Annotated in this window: 19 protein-coding genes and 2 pseudogenes; 15 read left to right on the top strand and 6 right to left on the bottom strand. The window is 69.3% G+C overall.

Going from position 1 to position 15,383, the window contains the following annotated elements:
• The first annotated feature begins 60 nt into the window (after window positions 1-60).
• The 4 genes from dcm to ACK4JY_RS08940 all read left to right on the top strand — a co-directional run bounded on the left by dcm (window position 61) and on the right by ACK4JY_RS08940 (window position 4,294).
• Window positions 61-1,260 carry a DNA (cytosine-5-)-methyltransferase gene (gene dcm, locus ACK4JY_RS08955; RefSeq protein WP_409604833.1) on the top strand — a complete coding sequence of 400 codons (1,200 nt, stop codon included), beginning with the start codon at window positions 61-63 and terminating at the stop codon, window positions 1,258-1,260.
• A complete protein-coding gene (locus ACK4JY_RS08950; protein WP_409604831.1) occupies window positions 1,253-1,729 on the top strand; it encodes a very short patch repair endonuclease in 477 nt (158 codons plus the stop codon). Before dcm ends, ACK4JY_RS08950 begins: the two co-directional genes overlap by 8 nt.
• Window positions 1,707-2,942: a type II restriction endonuclease gene (locus ACK4JY_RS08945; RefSeq protein ID WP_409604829.1), complete on the top strand. Its 1,236-nt coding sequence runs from the start codon at window positions 1,707-1,709 to the stop codon at window positions 2,940-2,942. The genes ACK4JY_RS08950 and ACK4JY_RS08945 overlap by 23 nt, the downstream gene beginning before the upstream one ends.
• 1,097 nt (window positions 2,943-4,039) lie before the next feature.
• Entirely contained in the window at window positions 4,040-4,294 is a 255-nt protein-coding gene (locus tag ACK4JY_RS08940) for a hypothetical protein (RefSeq protein WP_409604827.1), read from the top strand.
• Here the strand turns inward: ACK4JY_RS08940 and ACK4JY_RS08935 are convergent.
• The 4 genes from ACK4JY_RS08935 to ACK4JY_RS08920 are packed head-to-tail and all read right to left on the bottom strand — an operon-like array spanning window position 4,281 to window position 7,960.
• The gene (locus ACK4JY_RS08935) at window positions 4,281-4,712 is read right to left on the bottom strand and encodes a hypothetical protein (RefSeq protein WP_409604826.1); all 432 of its coding nucleotides are present in this window, start codon (window positions 4,710-4,712) and stop codon (window positions 4,281-4,283) included. The two genes, ACK4JY_RS08940 and ACK4JY_RS08935, sit on opposite strands and share 14 nt — an antisense overlap.
• Window positions 4,709-6,229: a sodium/proline symporter PutP gene (gene putP, locus ACK4JY_RS08930; RefSeq protein ID WP_409604824.1), complete on the bottom strand. Its 1,521-nt coding sequence runs from the start codon at window positions 6,227-6,229 to the stop codon at window positions 4,709-4,711. Before putP ends, ACK4JY_RS08935 begins: the two co-directional genes overlap by 4 nt.
• Window positions 6,230-6,278: 49 nt before the next feature.
• Window positions 6,279-6,791, bottom strand: coding sequence for a DUF1993 family protein (locus tag ACK4JY_RS08925; protein ID WP_409604822.1), 513 nt, complete (start codon window positions 6,789-6,791; stop codon window positions 6,279-6,281).
• A gap of 41 nt (window positions 6,792-6,832) precedes the next feature.
• Window positions 6,833-7,960, bottom strand: coding sequence for a zinc-dependent alcohol dehydrogenase family protein (locus ACK4JY_RS08920; protein WP_409604820.1), 1,128 nt, complete (start codon window positions 7,958-7,960; stop codon window positions 6,833-6,835).
• A gap of 146 nt (window positions 7,961-8,106) precedes the next feature.
• Between ACK4JY_RS08920 and ACK4JY_RS08915 the strand changes: the two genes are divergently transcribed.
• Window positions 8,107-8,544 carry an acyl-CoA thioesterase gene (locus ACK4JY_RS08915; protein ID WP_409604818.1) on the top strand — a complete coding sequence of 146 codons (438 nt, stop codon included), beginning with the start codon at window positions 8,107-8,109 and terminating at the stop codon, window positions 8,542-8,544.
• Here the strand turns inward: ACK4JY_RS08915 and ACK4JY_RS08910 are convergent.
• Entirely contained in the window at window positions 8,541-8,741 is a 201-nt protein-coding gene (locus ACK4JY_RS08910; protein WP_409604816.1) for a hypothetical protein, read from the bottom strand. The genes ACK4JY_RS08915 and ACK4JY_RS08910 overlap by 4 nt on opposite strands.
• Window positions 8,742-8,904: 163 nt before the next feature.
• On the opposite strand from ACK4JY_RS08910, the gene ACK4JY_RS08905 reads away from it, so the two are divergent.
• Window positions 8,905-9,678: a YebC/PmpR family DNA-binding transcriptional regulator gene (locus ACK4JY_RS08905; RefSeq protein ID WP_409604814.1), complete on the top strand. Its 774-nt coding sequence runs from the start codon at window positions 8,905-8,907 to the stop codon at window positions 9,676-9,678.
• 3 nt (window positions 9,679-9,681) lie between these two features.
• Here the strand turns inward: ACK4JY_RS08905 and ACK4JY_RS08900 are convergent, their stop codons facing one another.
• Window positions 9,682-9,891 carry a hypothetical protein gene (locus ACK4JY_RS08900; RefSeq protein ID WP_409604812.1) on the bottom strand — a complete coding sequence of 70 codons (210 nt, stop codon included), beginning with the start codon at window positions 9,889-9,891 and terminating at the stop codon, window positions 9,682-9,684.
• A gap of 203 nt (window positions 9,892-10,094) precedes the next feature.
• Between ACK4JY_RS08900 and ACK4JY_RS08895 the strand changes: the two genes are divergently transcribed.
• The 9 genes and pseudogenes from ACK4JY_RS08895 to ACK4JY_RS08855 all read left to right on the top strand — a co-directional run.
• On the top strand, window positions 10,095-10,490 hold the full coding sequence (locus ACK4JY_RS08895) for a cupin domain-containing protein (RefSeq protein ID WP_409604810.1): 396 nt from the start codon (window positions 10,095-10,097) through the stop codon (window positions 10,488-10,490).
• Window positions 10,491-10,547: 57 nt separating this feature from the next.
• Window positions 10,548-11,036 (top strand): annotated as a pseudogene (gene ruvC / locus ACK4JY_RS08890) (crossover junction endodeoxyribonuclease RuvC); the annotation flags it as partial.
• A 134-nt stretch (window positions 11,037-11,170) separates the two neighbouring features.
• A complete protein-coding gene (gene ruvA, locus ACK4JY_RS08885; RefSeq protein WP_409604808.1) occupies window positions 11,171-11,788 on the top strand; it encodes a Holliday junction branch migration protein RuvA in 618 nt (205 codons plus the stop codon).
• Entirely contained in the window at window positions 11,785-12,819 is a 1,035-nt protein-coding gene (gene ruvB, locus ACK4JY_RS08880) for a Holliday junction branch migration DNA helicase RuvB (protein WP_409604806.1), read from the top strand. Before ruvA ends, ruvB begins: the two co-directional genes overlap by 4 nt.
• A gap of 59 nt (window positions 12,820-12,878) precedes the next feature.
• Complete coding sequence (locus tag ACK4JY_RS08875; RefSeq protein WP_409604804.1) at window positions 12,879-13,259, top strand: hypothetical protein; 381 nt, start codon at window positions 12,879-12,881, stop codon at window positions 13,257-13,259.
• Window positions 13,256-13,705 carry a YbgC/FadM family acyl-CoA thioesterase gene (locus tag ACK4JY_RS08870; RefSeq protein ID WP_409604802.1) on the top strand — a complete coding sequence of 150 codons (450 nt, stop codon included), beginning with the start codon at window positions 13,256-13,258 and terminating at the stop codon, window positions 13,703-13,705. Before ACK4JY_RS08875 ends, ACK4JY_RS08870 begins: the two co-directional genes overlap by 4 nt.
• 129 nt (window positions 13,706-13,834) lie before the next feature.
• Window positions 13,835-14,584, top strand: coding sequence for a protein TolQ (gene tolQ / locus ACK4JY_RS08865; RefSeq protein ID WP_409604800.1), 750 nt, complete (start codon window positions 13,835-13,837; stop codon window positions 14,582-14,584).
• Between the two features lie 2 nt (window positions 14,585-14,586).
• Window positions 14,587-15,051: an ExbD/TolR family protein gene (locus ACK4JY_RS08860; protein WP_409604798.1), complete on the top strand. Its 465-nt coding sequence runs from the start codon at window positions 14,587-14,589 to the stop codon at window positions 15,049-15,051.
• A 4-nt stretch (window positions 15,052-15,055) separates the two neighbouring features.
• Window positions 15,056-15,383: pseudogene (locus ACK4JY_RS08855) on the top strand (hypothetical protein); the annotation flags it as partial.

Genomic DNA, 15,383 nt, shown 5'->3' with positions numbered 1-15,383 from the left:
GACTTGTTCTCCTGGCGGAATCTCTTCAACCTGCCACGCTGAACAAGCGCGGAGTCGACCGTGTCGGAGTATGCCCTGATGGTGAAACAGGCTGGCCAGGCCACGGCCGACAAGGCGGTCGACCTCGGCCTCATCGACGGCCCCGTCCGGCCGGCCGCGAAACAGCCTGCGCTGAAACTGATCCGCAGCGACAAGGATTCGGCCCCCGGCGACTTCACCTTTATCGACCTGTTCGCCGGCATCGGCGGCCTGCGTCGCGGCTTCGAATCCATCGGCGGGCGCTGCGTCTTCACGTCCGAGTGGGACAAGTACAGCCAGAAGACCTACCGGGCGAACTTCCCCGACGACGATCACGAGATCAACGGCGACATCACCAAAATCGAGGCCGGAGACATCCCGGCCCATGACGTCCTTCTGGCCGGCTTCCCGTGCCAGCCCTTCTCCATCGCCGGCGTGTCCAAGAAGAACGCCCTGGGCCGAGCGCACGGGTTCGAGGACAAGACCCAGGGCACGCTGTTCTACGACGTCGCGCGCATCATCGCCCACCATCGCCCGGCGGCCTTCCTGCTCGAGAACGTCCGCAACCTCGTCAGCCACGACAAGGGCAAGACCTTCCAGACCATCAAGGACGTCCTGACCGAAGAGCTCGGCTATACGATCGACTTCCGCGTCATCGACGGCCGCCACTGGACGCCGCAGCACCGCGAGCGGATCTTCATCATCGGCTTCCGCGAGCACCAGGGCTTCCGCTTCGCTGACCTGAAACTGCCCGACGCGGCTCCGAAGCTGGAGACCATCCTGCATCCCGGTGATGGCTCGGAGGTCCCTGACCAACGCTTCACCGTCGGCAACTCCGGGCGGGTGTCCGACAAATACACCCTGACCGACCACCTCTGGAACTATCTCCAGCGCTACAAGGAAAAGCACCAAGCCGCCGGCAACGGCTTCGGCTTCGGCCTGGTCGGGCCCGGCGACGTCGCCCGCACCCTGTCGGCCCGCTACCACAAGGACGGTTCGGAAATCCTGGTGAAGCAGGAGGACGGCAAGGCCCCGCGTCGGCTGACGCCACGCGAATGCGCCCGGCTGATGGGTTTTGATGCCCCCCAGGGCAACGACTTCCTGATCCCTGTTTCGGACACCCAGGCCTATCGCCAGTTCGGGAATTCTGTTGTGGTGCCGGCCGTGAAAGCCGTCGCCGAACACATGAAGCCGCACCTCTTCGCCGCGCTCGGGAAACGGCCGAAGGCCGCGCTTGGCTGACGTCGTCGATGCGGCGACCCGCAGCCGGATGATGTCCGGCATCCGGGGCAAGAACACCAAGCCGGAACTGCTGATCCGCAAGGCCCTGCACGCGCGCGGCTTCCGCTACCGGCTGCACTGCAAGGACCTGCCCGGCAATCCCGACCTCTGCCTGCCGAAATACCGCGCGGTGATCTTCGTCCACGGCTGCTTCTGGCACGGCCACGGCTGCCACCTATTCAAATGGCCGAAGACGCGGCCGGAGTTTTGGCGAGAGAAGATCGGGCGGAATCGGGCGGTGGATGAGGCGGCGATCAACGCTTTGCGGAGCGCAGGGTGGCGCGTTGCGGTGATCTGGGAATGCGCCATAAAGGGGCGTCAGGGTCAGGCGAGATTGCCAGAGGTAGTGGCGGGGATCGCAGATTGGCTTCACGGTGACGAGCCCGTGCTGAGGATAGAGGCGGCCAATGAAGCGTGGGTATCTGGCTGACTATTTCGTCGGCGTGGGCGTCAAGCGGCTGAGCGGCACAGAAATCGACCCGCGGGTTTCCAACGGTCACGAGTTCCAGGGCACGCGGGTTTTGCAGGCGTTTCTGGGCCCCCCATCAACCCGCCAGTCTATCCCCTGCACCTATTTGTGGCTGACCGACGACGAACCACCGGCTCGGCTTGATGCCTCGGCAACCTGGTATGACGCGCGGGCCAACCAACCTCATCGACGACCTGAGCCCCGCCTCCTGTACACGACAGAAGCTGAGGCTATCGTCTATCAGGCCGCGGACGGGGACACCTTGTTTGTCTGCCTTGGCCGAGACGGACGTTTGCTCATCCTCCTCTGTCGTGCTGCCAGCGACATCGAACAGCAGTTGCTGTGGCTGTTCGGTCTGGAGGCTCCAACGGAGCGCTTCAATCAGAAGGCGTTCGACCCCGGCCATGACGGTCATTTAGACTTCGCTGCGCGCCACATCCTCGAAGCGATCGAGATCGAGGTGCCGGTGGCGGACGACCACTGGCTTGAAACCATCTTGAAGGCGTTTGGGCCAAAGTTTCCTGGAACCGCTGCCTTTTCGGCATTTGCGCGTAAGCTTTGTCCTGACGTTGCCCCCCTCGAGCGACCCGATCAGGCGCTAATGGCTTGGCTCGAACTGGAAGAAATCCTCTTCTTCACACTCGAGCGACATATCATCGACGACCGGTTGCGGGCCGGGTTTCTGGGTGACGGAAAGACTGACGTTGACGGCTTCATCTCGTTCTCGCTGAGCGTCCAAAACCGTCGAAAGTCGCGCGCGGGCTACTCGTTGGAGCACCACTTAGCCGGCGTTTTCGAGGCGCACGGTCTGACATTCGACCGGGGTGGTCGGACCGAAGGCAACAAGAAGCCGGATTTCCTGTTTCCCGGCGCGGCGGCCTATCGGGACGCCGATTTTGACGCCGGGCGTCTGACCCTTCTGGGCGCCAAGTCGAGTTGCAAGGACCGTTGGCGACAGGTGCTATCCGAGGGCGAACGGGTCGGGGACAAACACCTCGTCACGCTCGAACCGGGCATCTCGGAGAACCAGACCGATGAGATGCGCGCCGCCCAGCTTCAACTTGTCGTACCCACGCCGATTCAGGCCAGTTATCGCCCGGCTCAACAGGCTTGGTTGTTCTCGCTCGACGACCTCATCGGCCTCGTGAAGGCCCGCGCCCGTACGCCCGTTTGACCCGACGCTCAACGGGCCCTTCTCCCATTGGGAGAAGGTGGCGGGGCGGAGCCCCGTCGGATGAGGGTCGGCGGGTTCCGTCGGCGCAAGCCGCCGCACGGAACAGCGACGCCGCTTGCGCCGAATGTCGCCCTCTCCCCGCTTTCGTCATCCTCCGGCAAGCCGCGCAGCGGCGCAGACCGGGGGACCCAGCGGCGCGCGCGAGCGCGAAGCTGTCGGGAGCGCCGCTGTCCACCCATTCTTCTCCCTCGGGAGAAGGTGGCGGAGCGGAGCCCCGCCGGATGAGGGTCGGCTGGTTCCGTCGTCGCAAGCCGCCGTCCGGGACAGCGACACGCTTCACGCCGACGCCGCCTCTCCTTGCTTTCGTCATCCCGGGGGCGCGCAGCGAACTCCGGGACCGGGCGGCGCCGAAGGCGACCTGTTCAGCCGGGCTATTGTGATCAGCGGTTCTCTCCGCAGGGTCGCGCTCTCGCGCGCCGCCCTGTCCCGGGGTCGCGCGGCTTGCGCCGCTGGCCCCGGGATGATGAAAGCGGGGCCATGACGCTGTGCTTACAATCCGCGAATCTATAGTCTAGTTATCAAAATATTCCCCCCTAATATTCAACGGACTAACCTTTTCTCGAACCGTTTTGGCTGTACTAGGGCCGGCCTCCCGTAAAATGCTGCCCATCCCGTCGAACGGGGAGGGCGTCGGATCCACGTTCCTCGATGGCGGCGGGCTGTGGTCGAGCGATGAAGCCCGGGCGATGGAGAGTTCGGGGGTCCTCGCGGAGGTCGATGGATGGCCTTTGCTTGCTCGCCGCGCGGCTTGAGGATCGGGCCGATGCCGCTACATGCGGTCACGTCCGACCCGGGGCGGGGTCCAGCAATGGCTCCGTCCCGTTCCGGTAAGGCCTAAAGCGGGCCGCCAGCCGGAGGGTCGTGTGGAAAACGACCGCGCGGGGCGCCCAGCTTCGTCGAAACGGTAAAACCAAATGCACCGGGCGAGGCCCGGTCGCCCCGCTCTCTCCCCACCCGCTTCCCCCGAAGCGGCGAAGAGTCATGCCTGATCCCAATCCCTCATCCCTCATCCCTCATCCCCTCGCCCGGAGCGCCCCATGAAACACCGCCCGCCCTCCCGCGCCCGCATCGACGCCCTCGTCCTCCGCGAAGTCCAGCGCGACCGCCTCGTTCGCATCGCGCGCGGCGAGATCGAGCCGGTCGGCGAGCGCGAGGGCTTTTTTCAATGGTGGCTGCTGCAGGGCGAGCGCGCGACCCTGGGCGACTTCATCCTGCCGCCGCTGCTCTACATCGACGAACAATGCCGCCTCGAGGCGGCGGCGCCAGAGGCCGCCAGTGTCAGCGCTTCCTGAACCGCCCCGCCTCGGCCTTCAGACTGGCGCCCCAATCCGTCTCCGGATGATCGGGCTCGGCGACGAACGGCAGGGTCCCGGCGACGCCGCGCGCGGCGAGGGCCAGCGGCAGGGCGAACAGGGGCAGGGTGCGCAGCGGCTTGCGCCTGGCGTCGGTGACGTCCCAGCCCTCGGCCTCGAAGGCCTCGACCAGTTCGGCCGGCGAGCGGCGATGCAGGTCGCGCAGATGCTCGGGCCAATCGGCGGGCAGGGCGGTCGCTTCGGCGTCGTCCAGCGTCAGGCCGAAGGCCTCCATGGCGACGGCGTCGACCTCGGGATGTTCGTCGCGCCGGTCCGGGTCGGCGACGCCCGGCTTCATCAGCGCCTTCAGCTCGATCGCGTCGATCCCCGGCAGGTCGGCGAGGCGGCGCGGGCTCATGACGCCGCCGGGCCTTCCGGCCGCTTCGCCTCGTCCAGCTTGACCCGCACCCGGTCGAAGGTCTCGGCCACCGCGCCCGTCGGCGCCTTGCCCATCAGGCTGACGACGACGATGGCGAGGAGGCTGAAGGCGAAGCCGGGCACCATTTCGTACAGCACCGTGGTCAGGGCCGCGCCGTCGGCCAGCACCGGGGCGAAGATCCAGAACAGCACGGTGGCGGCGCCGACGATCATGCCGGCGAGGGCGCCGTTGCGGGTCATCCGCTTCCACGTCAGCGACAGCAGGATCAGCGGCCCGAAGGCGGCGCCGAAGCCGGCCCAGGCGTTGGCCACCAGGCCGAGGACATTGTTGTCCGGATTGTACGCCAGGCCGATGGCGGCGAGGGCGACGGCGAGGACGGCGATGCGGCCGACCAGCACCAGCTCCTTCTGCGACGCGCTGCGCCGCACGAACAGGCCGTAGAAGTCTTCGGTCAGGGAGGAGGACGAGACCAGCAGTTGCGAGGAAATGGTGCTCATGATCGCCGCGAGGATGGCGGCCAGCAGGAAGCCCGAGATCAGCGGGTCGAACAGCAGGTCGGACAGGATGATGAAGATGGTCTCGGGGTCGGCGACCGACAGGCCGTTGACCGTGGCGTAGGCCAGTCCGCTGATGCCGGTGCCCAGGGCGCCCAGCAGGGAGACGATCATCCAGCTCATGCCGATGCGGCGGGTCGCCGGCGCGTCGCGCACAGAGCGCAGGGCCATGAAGCGGACGATGATGTGCGGCTGGCCGAAATAGCCGAGGCCCCAGGCCAGGGCCGAGACGATGCCGATGGCGGTCGTGCCGGCCAGCAGGTCGAACCGCGCCGGATCGACCGAGCGGACGATCTCCGCCGTCTCGACCGGTCCGCCGACATTGATCATGGCCACGACGGGCACGAGGATCAGGGCGAGGAACATGATGCAGCCCTGGACGAAGTCGGTCAGGCTGACGGCGAGGAAGCCGCCGAACAGGGTGTAGGCCAGCACCACCCCGGCGGTGATCCACAGCCCCGTCGCGTAGTCGAGGCCGAAGGCGCTGTCGAACAGCTTGCCCCCGGCGACGAGGCCGCTGGCGGTGTAGAGGGTGAAGAAGACGACGATGACGAGGGAGGAGATGACCCGCAGCAGATAGGACCGGTCGGCGAACCGCTTGCCCAGATAGTCGGGGATGGTGATCGCGTCGTCGGCGACCTCGGTATAGACCCGCAGCCGCGGGGCCACGATCAGGTAGTTGAGATAGGCCCCGATGACGAGGCCGACGCCGATCCACGCCGCCGACAGGCCGCTCAGGAACATCGCCCCCGGCAGGCCCATCATCAGCCAGCCGCTCATGTCCGAGGCGCCCGCCGACAGCGCCGTCACCGCCGGCCCCAGCTGCCGCCCGCCCAGCATATAGCCGGACACGTCGCTGGTGGACTTCCTCCACGCATAGACCCCGATGCCGAGCATCAGGACGAAATAGAGGCCGATGGTGATGAGGGCGCCGGTTTCCATGGAGCATGGGGTAGCAGCGTTGGCCGGACCCGGTCCACCCCCGGGCCGGTCAGCCTCCGGTCAGGGCGGCGCCCATATAGTCCCGCTTGCCCAGCGGCACCCCGGCCTGCCGCAACAGGGCGTAGGCCATGCTGACATGGAAGAAGAAGTTCGGCAGGGCGAAGCCGGTGACATAGGCCAGGCCGCGGAACGGCAGCTCCCCGCCCGGGAATTTGAGCACCACCTCGCGGCCCTCCTGCCCGTCGATCTCCCCGCGCGGAACCGAGGCGATGAAGGCCAGGGTCGCGGCGATGCGGGCGTTCAGCTCGGCGATGGTGGTCTCGGTGTCCTCGTTCACCGGCGCCTCGGCCCCCGACAGCCGGGCGACGCACAGCTTGGCCGAGTCGCAGGCGATCTGCACCTGTTTGGCCAGCGGATGCATGTCGTCGATCAGCCGGTTCGACAGCAGCGCCTGCGCCCCCGCCTCGCCGGCGTGGGCGACCGCCTTGTCGAGCAGGCCGGACAGGGCCTTCAGCGCCCGTGTGAAGACCGGGACGGTCAGGTCATACAGTTCGGTGGCCATGGCGCGCTCTCCTCGCGGGTTTGCCGGCTTCTAGCTTGGCCTCAGGGGAAGGTCACCACCGTCCGCACCGCCGCTCCGTCGGCCAGGGCGTCAAAGGCCGCGTTGATGTCGGACAGGGCGATGGTCCCGCTCAGCAGCCGGTCCACCGGCAGCCGCCCGTCGCGGAACAGGCCAACATAGCGGGGGATGTCGCGGCTGGGCACGCAGGTGCCGATGTACGACCCCTTCAGCGTCCGCTCCTCGGCCACCAGCTGGACCACATTGACCGCCAGCGCCGCCTCGGGCGGGGGCAGGCCGGCGGTGACCGTGGTCCCGCCCCGCCGCGTCATCCGCCACGCCGCCTCCAGCGCCCGCAAGCTGCCGGCCATCTCGAACACGACATCGGCCCCGCCGCCGGTCAGGGCCCGCACCTGCTCCACCGCGTCGGCGTCGGCGGCGTTGACGGTCCGCACCGGGCCCAGCGAGCGGGCGAGGGCCAGCTTGTCCTCGCTCAGGTCGACGGCCACCACCGGCGACGCCCCGCTGGCCAGCGCCCCCAGCACCGACGACAGCCCGACCCCGCCCAGTCCCACCACCGCCACGCTCTGCCCCGCCCGCACCCCGGCCGTGTTCACCACCGCGCCCACGCCGGTCAGCACGGCGCAGCCGAACAGGGCCGCGTGTTCGAACGGCAGGTCGGCGTCGACCTTGACCAGCGATCGTCGCGACACCACGGCATGCGCCGCGAAGGCCGAACAGCCGAGGTGGTGATGTAGGCCCCCTGCGCCGTCATGCAGCCGCACCCCGCCGCCCAGCAGCTCGCCCTTGCCATTGGCCGCCGCCCCCGGTTCGCACAGCGCCGGACGGCCTCCGGCGCACGGATCGCAATGGCCGCAGCTGGGCATGAAGACCATGACGACATGATCGCCGACGGCCAGGTCCCCGACCCCCGGTCCCAGCGCCTCGACTACCCCAGCCGCTTCGTGGCCCGGCGCCATCGGCATCGGCCGCGGCCGGTCGCCGTTGATGACGCTGAGGTCGGAATGGCACAAGCCGGCCGCCTTGATCGCCACCAGAACCTCGCCGGGCCCCGGCGGGTCCAGCGTCACCGTCTCGAGCGCCAGCGGGCGGCTGTCGGCATAGGGGCGGGCGGCGCCCATTGATCGGAGAACGGCGGCGGTGGTCTTCATGGCGCCGACGCTAGGCGCTTGACGCCGCGTCCGCCAAGCCCAAGGCTGACTACAAGCGGACTCGACCGAAGCCCGCACACAGAACGCGCTCAAGCAGCGAGCGACCGCGTCGCTCGCGTTAGCGCACCAAGGGACTGGGAGACTTCATGACCGGCACCATCGAGCGGACCAAGCGCGGCGACTACCGCCGCTTCCAGGCCATTTCCACGCGCTGGATGGACAATGACGTCTACGGCCACGTCAACAATGTCGTCTACTACTCGTGGTTCGACACGGCGGTGAACCGGCTGCTGGTGGTCAACGGCCTGCTCGACATCCACCACGGCAAGGTCATCGGCCTGGTCGCCGAGACCGGCTGCCGCTATTTCTCGCCGACCGCCTTTCCGGACGAGATCCAGGCCGGCGTCCGCGTCGCCCACGTCGGGACCTCGTCCGTGCGCTACGAGATCGGCCTGTTCCGCAACAATGAGGAGGAGGCCGCCGCCGTCGGCAGCTTCGTCCATGTCTACGTCGACCGCGAAAGCAAACGGCCGGCGCCGATCGACGACAAGATGCGCGGCTTCCTCGAAAGCCTGAAGACCTAGTCGTCCAGCCGTCCCATCAGCGCCAGCGCGCCGACAGCGGTCAGCACGCCGAGGGCGAAGGCGCCGATGATGGCGCCGGTGGCCACGGCGGCGGGCACGGTGACCGGGCGGGCCTCGTACCATTCGACGATGTCGGCCTCCTCGAAATCCTCATCGGTGTAGAGGTCGGCGTCGTACAGGGCGTCCTGGGCGGTCATGTCGGGCTCCGGCGGGGTCAGTCCAGAAATGCCCCGCAAGCCTGACGGTTCCTGTCCCGTGACAGCCGCCCTTCCATCGGCTAGACGGCGCGCCGACGAACAGCGACCGCGCTCACGCAGCGAGCGACCGCGTCGCGAGCGATAGCGCACCAAAGAGATCCTCATGGCCGGCCATTCCAAATTCAAGAACATCATGCACCGCAAGGGCCGCGCCGACGCGCAGCGGTCCAAGCTGTTCTCCAAGCTGTCGCGCGACATCACCGTCGCCGCCAAGCTGGGCCTGCCCGATCCGGCGATGAACCCGCGCCTGCGCCTGGCCGTCAACAACGCCAAGGCCGAAAGCCTGCCGCGCGAGGTGATCCAGCGGGCCATCAACAAGGCCGCCGGCGGCGACGTCGATACGATGGAGGAGGTCCGCTACGAGGGCCGCGGCCCCGGTGGGGTCGGCATCATCGTCGAGGCCCTGACCGACAACCGCAACCGCGCGGCTTCCAACATCGGCGCGGCGTTCAAGAAGAACGGCGGGGCGCTGAGCGAGATGAACTCGGTCGCCTTCATGTGGGATCGCGTCGGCCGGATCATCTACGCCGCCGAGGCCGGCAGCGAGGATACCGTCATGGAGGCCGCCATCGAGGCTGGCGCGCAGGACGTCGAAAGCGATCTGGTCAAGCCGGACATCTATGAGGACGCCCCCGGCCACACCATCTGGACGACGTTCGAGGATCTGAACGAGGTGGCCGAGGCCCTGTCGAAAATCCTCGGCGACGCCAAGTCGACGGCGCTGGTGTGGCGGCCGCAGACCGAGGTCCCGGTTACCGGCGAGGCGGTCGGCACGTTGATGAAGCTGCTCGACGCGCTCGACGCCGAGGACGACGTGCAGAACGTCTATTCGAACGAGGACATCTCGGACGAGGACCTGGCCAAATACGCCGGCTGAGGCTCAGTGGGCGAAATCGCGCAGTTCGTCGGTGACCCAGCCGTCCGGATTGCGCAGCGGGCGTCCGGGGCGGCGCAGGCGGATGACGCTGTGCAGCGAGTCGGTCAGCTCCATCAGCTGGGCGTCCGACAGCTCCACGGCGGCGCGCAGCACCTCGGCCCTGAGTTGCTCATAGGCCTCCGACGGCAGCGTCCTCTGGTTCGAGCGTCCCATCGACGGGCCTCCCGTAGCCGGCGGCCGGGGCTGGCCGCCGGAAAATAACCCGGCGCCCGAAATCCGGTTCCCGCCGGTCGGGCAGGTCGCCCCCGGGAACCCGCGCGCGGCCCCGTCGTTGCCGGACCATGCCGCCCCGCCTTGACCGGACGGCGCTCCGGCCCATTCTCCCGGGCTACTCCGGACAGCAGGAAAAGACCGCCATGCAAGGCTTCATCGCCGATATCGAAAAGCTCACTGTCGAGAACACCGACTTCCGGCGCGTGCTCTACACCGGCCAATACCTCCAGCTGGTGCTGATGACCCTCAAGCCGGGCGAGGAGATCGGCGCCGAGGTGCACGAGGACCACGACCAGTTCTTCCGCATCGAAAGCGGCGCCGGCCACGTCGAGATCGACGGCAAGCGCACCCCGATCAAGGACGACGACGCGATCATCGTCCCCGCCGGCGCCCGCCACAATGTGATCAACACCGGCGACCAGCCCTTGGCCCTCTACACCCTGTACGGCCCGCCCGAGCACCGCGACGGCGTCCGCTTCGCCGGCAAGACAGAGGCCGACGCCTCCGAAGAGCATTTCGACGGCAAGACCACCGAATAGGCCGGCCTTCGTTCCGGTCATTGTCCGTCAACCCTCTTTGGGGCATGACTGGAACGAATGACGAACGCCGCGACTCGAATCCTGGGACTGGACCCCGGCCTGCGCCGCACCGGATGGGGCGTGGTCGCGGCCGAGGGCTCGCGCCTGCGCTGGATCGCCCACGGCGTCGTCGCCCCGCCCGAGACCGCCCCCTTCAGCGAGCGGCTGCTGTTCCTGCTCGAGGCCGTGGGCGCCGTCTGCGCCGCCCATGACTGCGACGAGGCGGCGATCGAGGAGGTGTTCGTCAACATGAACCCCAGCTCGACGCTGAAACTGGGTCACGCCCGCGCCGCTGTCATGTTGGCCCCGGCCCGGCACGGTCTGAGCGTCGCCGAATATTCGCCCAATCTGATCAAGAAGGCGGTGGTCGGCGCCGGCCACGCCGACAAGACCCAGATCGCCTTCATGGTCAAACGGCTCCTGCCTGCCGCCGGCGATGTGAAGGCCGACGCCGCCGACGCGCTAGCCGTCGCCATCACCCACGCCCAGATGCGCAAACGCGCGCTCCTCATTCCTCCCCCTGTGGGGGAGGGGGACCATGCGAAGCATGGTGGAGGGGGTGCAGGGCTCGCGACGGCGCCCGGATCCGGCCCCCTCCACCGCTTCGCGGTCCCCCTACCCCGGCGGGGGAGGATTGCGTCATGATCGGCCGGCTCAGAGGCGTGCTGGCCGAGGTCGAGCCCGACCACTGCCTGATCGACTGCGCCGGCGTCGGCTATGTCGTCGTCTGCGGCGCCCGCACCCTGCAGCGGCTGCCGGCCCCCGGCGACGAGGCGACGCTGCAGATCGAATCGACCTTCAACGCCGAGAGCGGCCCGCGCCTCTACGGCTTCCTGACCCGCGACGACCGCCGCGCCTTCCGCACCCTGACCGACATCCAGGGCGTCGGCCCAAAGGCCGCCCTGTCGGTGCTCGACGTCCTGCCGCCCGGCGAGCTGGCCGCCGCCGTGGCCCGCGACGAAAAGGCCGCCGTGGCCCGCGCCAACGGCGTCGGCCCCAAACTGGCCCTGCGCATCGTCACCGAACTGAAGGGCAAGCCGCTCGGCGACGTCAGCTTCACCCCCTCGGCCCCCGGCGTCCACGCCGAGGTCGCGCCGCCCGTCCCCAGCGTCACCGGCGAGGCCGTCTCGGCCCTGCTCGGTCTCGGCGTCGCCGAGATCAACGCCCGCCGCGCCGTCGACCAGGCGTTGATCCGCCTCGGCGACGCGGCCGAGTTGTCGGCGGTGATCCGCGCGGCGTTGCAGGAGCTGGGGCGGTGACCGACGACCGCATCGTCTCCCCCGATCCCGCCCCCGGCGAAACCTACGACCGGGCCCTGCGCCCCCAGAGCCTGTCCGAATTCGTCGGCCAGGAGCAGGCCAAGGGCAATCTCAAGGTCTTCATCGACGCCGCCCGCGCCCGCAACGAGGCGCTCGACCACGTCCTGCTGTTCGGCCCGCCCGGGCTGGGCAAGACCACCCTGGCCCAGATCGTCTCGCGCGAGCTCGGCGTCGGCTTCCGCGCCACCTCCGGCCCGATCCTCGCCAAGGCCGGCGACCTCGCCGCCATCCTGACCAATCTCGAACCGCGCGACGTGCTGTTCATCGACGAGATCCACCGCCTCGCCCCGGCGGTCGAGGAGATCCTGTATCCGGCCATGGAGGACCATGTCCTCGACCTGATCATCGGCGAGGGCCCCTCGGCCCGGTCGGTGCGCATCGACCTGGCCCCGTTCACCCTCGTCGGCGCCACCACCCGGGCCGGCCTGCTGGCCACGCCCCTGCGCGACCGTTTCGGCATTCCGCTGCGGCTGGAATTCTACACGCCCGACGAGCTGGTGAAGGTGATCATGGGCGCGGCCCGCAAGATGGGCGCCCCGATCGCCGAGGACGGCGCCCGCGAGATCGCCTCGCGCTCGCGCGGCACCCCGCGCGTCGCCGGCCGCCTGCTGCGCCGGGTGCGCGACTTCGCCAGCGCCGACGGCGCCACCTCCATCGACCGCCTCGCCGCCGCCCGCGCCCTCGCCCGGCTCGAGATCGACGAGGCCGGGCTCGACGCCAACGACCGCCGCTTCCTCAAGGCCCTGATCGAGAACTACGGCGGCGGGCCGGTCGGCATGGACACCCTCGCGGCCGCCATCGCCGAGGCCCGCGACGCGGTCGAGGACGTCATCGAGCCCTATCTGCTGCAACAGGGCTTCATCCAGCGGACGCCGCGCGGCCGCATGGCCTGCGCCCGCGCCTACGCCCACCTCGGCCTGACCGAACCGCCGCGGGCGCCGGAACAGGGCGGCCTGTTCGGCGGCAAGTAGCCCCGGCCCCTTCACCCCGCCCGCGAACCCCGTCATGCTTCGCCGCCAACGGAGACCGCATGACCACACGCAGGATCAGGACCGAACGATTGATCGCCCTGCTGGGCGGCGCGGTGCTGGTCCTCGGCGCCCTGCTGTTCTGGCTGGTCACCCGCGACGGCCTCGGCCGCGGCGAGCCCTCGGCCGAGGAGCGCGCCCGCGACCAGTTGCGCGAGCACATCGGCCCCGGCGCCGTGGTGCGCTATACCGAGACCGGCCGTCGCCGCGCCGTCTGCGGCTATGTCTCGAACGGCGGCGAGCCGGTCATCTTCATCTCCCGCCCCAACCGGATCCTGCTGGAGACCGATCCGCTGAAGGCCGAGTTCGATGAAATGCTGCGCGACGTCTGCCCCGGCTTCCTGACCCGACCGACGCGGCCGGGGGGAGGGGCCCGCCGATGACCGACCGTCCCACCGCCGGCCGTTTCGAGGGCCGCGAACACCGCCTGCCGGTCCGCGTCTATTACGAGGACACCGACTTCACCGGCCTGGTCTATCACGGCAACTATGTCCGCTATCTGGAGCGCGGGCGCTCCGACTGCCTGCGGCTGATGGGCATCGGCCACGCCGAACTGCTGGACGGCGACCGGCCCATGGCCTTCGTCGTCTCGACCCTGGCCCTGACCTTCCTCAAGCCCGCCCGCATCGACGAGGAACTGGTCGTCCGCACCTTCTACGACCGGGTGAAGGGGCCGCGCCTGCATATCTCGCAGATCATCTCGCGCGGCGACGACGACCTGTGCCGCGCCGAGGTCGTGGTGGTCTGCATCCACATGGACGGCCGCCCGCGTCGTCCGACCCGACAACTGATCGAGAAGGTCACGCCCTGGCTCGCGCCTGAAGCTTGACCATTCACACACCTGTCAGACGTCGTCGGGTGACGTGGCGGCCACACCCCGCTAGACCCGGCTGAATCGCCACACATCCGCCACGCCGGTCCGGTGCACAGGAGCGGACGGACGAAAGAGGACGACCGAATGACCATCGCCGCCGACGCATCGATGATGCTGAACCCCGTGGCCCTGTTCATGGAGGCTGATCCCGTCGTCAAGGCGATCATGATCGGCCTGGTGGTGGCCTCGCTGTGGTCGTGGGCCGTGATCATCGACAAGGCCCTCCGCCTCGCCGCCCTGAACCGTCAGGCCACGGCCTTCGAACAGGCCGTCGGTTCCGGCCGCTCGCTGGAAGACATCGCCGCCCAGGCCGGCCCCGATCCCGCCCATCCCCTGCCGCGCATGCTGGTCATCACCCTCGCCGACTGGCGCGAGGCGCGCACCCGCGGCCCGCTGACCGAAAGCCAGGGCAATATGCTGATGGCCCGCACCGACCGGGCGCTGGACAGCCTGATCGCCCGCGAGAGCCAGCGCGTCGAGAACGGCCTCGGCGTGCTGTCGGTGGTCGCCACCTCCTCGCCCTTCATCGGCCTGTTCGGCACGGTCTGGGGCATCATGAACGCCTTCGGAGCGATCGCCGCCTCGGGCAACACCAACCTGGCCACCGTGGCTCCGGCGATCTCCGAGGCCCTGTTCGCCACCGCCCTGGGCCTCGCCGCCGCCATCCCCGCCTACATGGCCTACAACGCCTTCTCGATCGACGCCGGCAAGTTCACCGGCCGGCTGGAAAGCTTCGCCGACGACCTGCAGGCGGCCGTCGCCCGCCGCCTCGGCGCCCCGGCCAGCCCGCCGCCGCCGGCGCCCGCGGCCGACTACGCCCGTCGGGGGATCTGAGCATGGCGATGGGAGGCGGCGGCGGCGCCGGCGGACACGTCCGCGGCCGCAGACGGGCCCGCAAGCGGCCCCTGAGCGAGATCAATGTCACCCCGCTGGTCGACGTCATGCTGGTGCTGCTGATCATCTTCATGATCTCGGCCCCGCTGCTGAACGTCGCCGTGCCGGTCGAGCTGCCCAAGACCGAGGCCAGCGCGATGAACTCGGTCGACGAGCCGGTGGTCGTCACCATCGGTCAGGACGGCGAGATGTTCGTCGGCGAGAGCGCCGTCGCCTGGGACGACCTGCTGACCCGCGTCGCCGAGGCCGGCGGTCCCGAGGCGCGCGACAAGCCGGTCTCGGTGCGCGGCGACGGCCGGGCCCCCTATCAGGCCGTGGCCCGGGTCATGGCCCGGCTGTCGGCCGCCGGCTACACCAGGCTGAACCTGATCACCGATACCGCCGCCGGCCCGGGCGAGGAGGGCTGAAACCTTGGAGCGTCCCGGCCCGGCCCTGATCGGATCGGTGGTCGTCCATGGGGCGATCATCGGCGCCGTGCTGCTCGCCCTGTCGCTGGGCGGCGAGCGGCCCGAGCGCGAGGTCCTGACCACCGTTCCGGTCTCGATCCTGTCCGAGGACGTGGTCCTCGCCGGGCCCGCCGATGCGCCGTCCGAAGAGCCGGCCGCCGACAACGCCGCCGCCCCGCCCCTCGAGGCGGTCGAGCCGCCGCCGCCGACGCCCGAACCCGCGCCCGTGCCGACCCCGCGTCCGCCGGAAAAGGCCCCGACGCCGCGGCCCACGCCGCGCCCGACACCGCCGC

It is taken from the genome of Brevundimonas sp. (genome assembly GCF_046295595.1).
Lineage (GTDB): Bacteria > Pseudomonadota > Alphaproteobacteria > Caulobacterales > Caulobacteraceae > Brevundimonas.
This window is presented reverse-complemented; position numbering and strand designations above follow the sequence as displayed.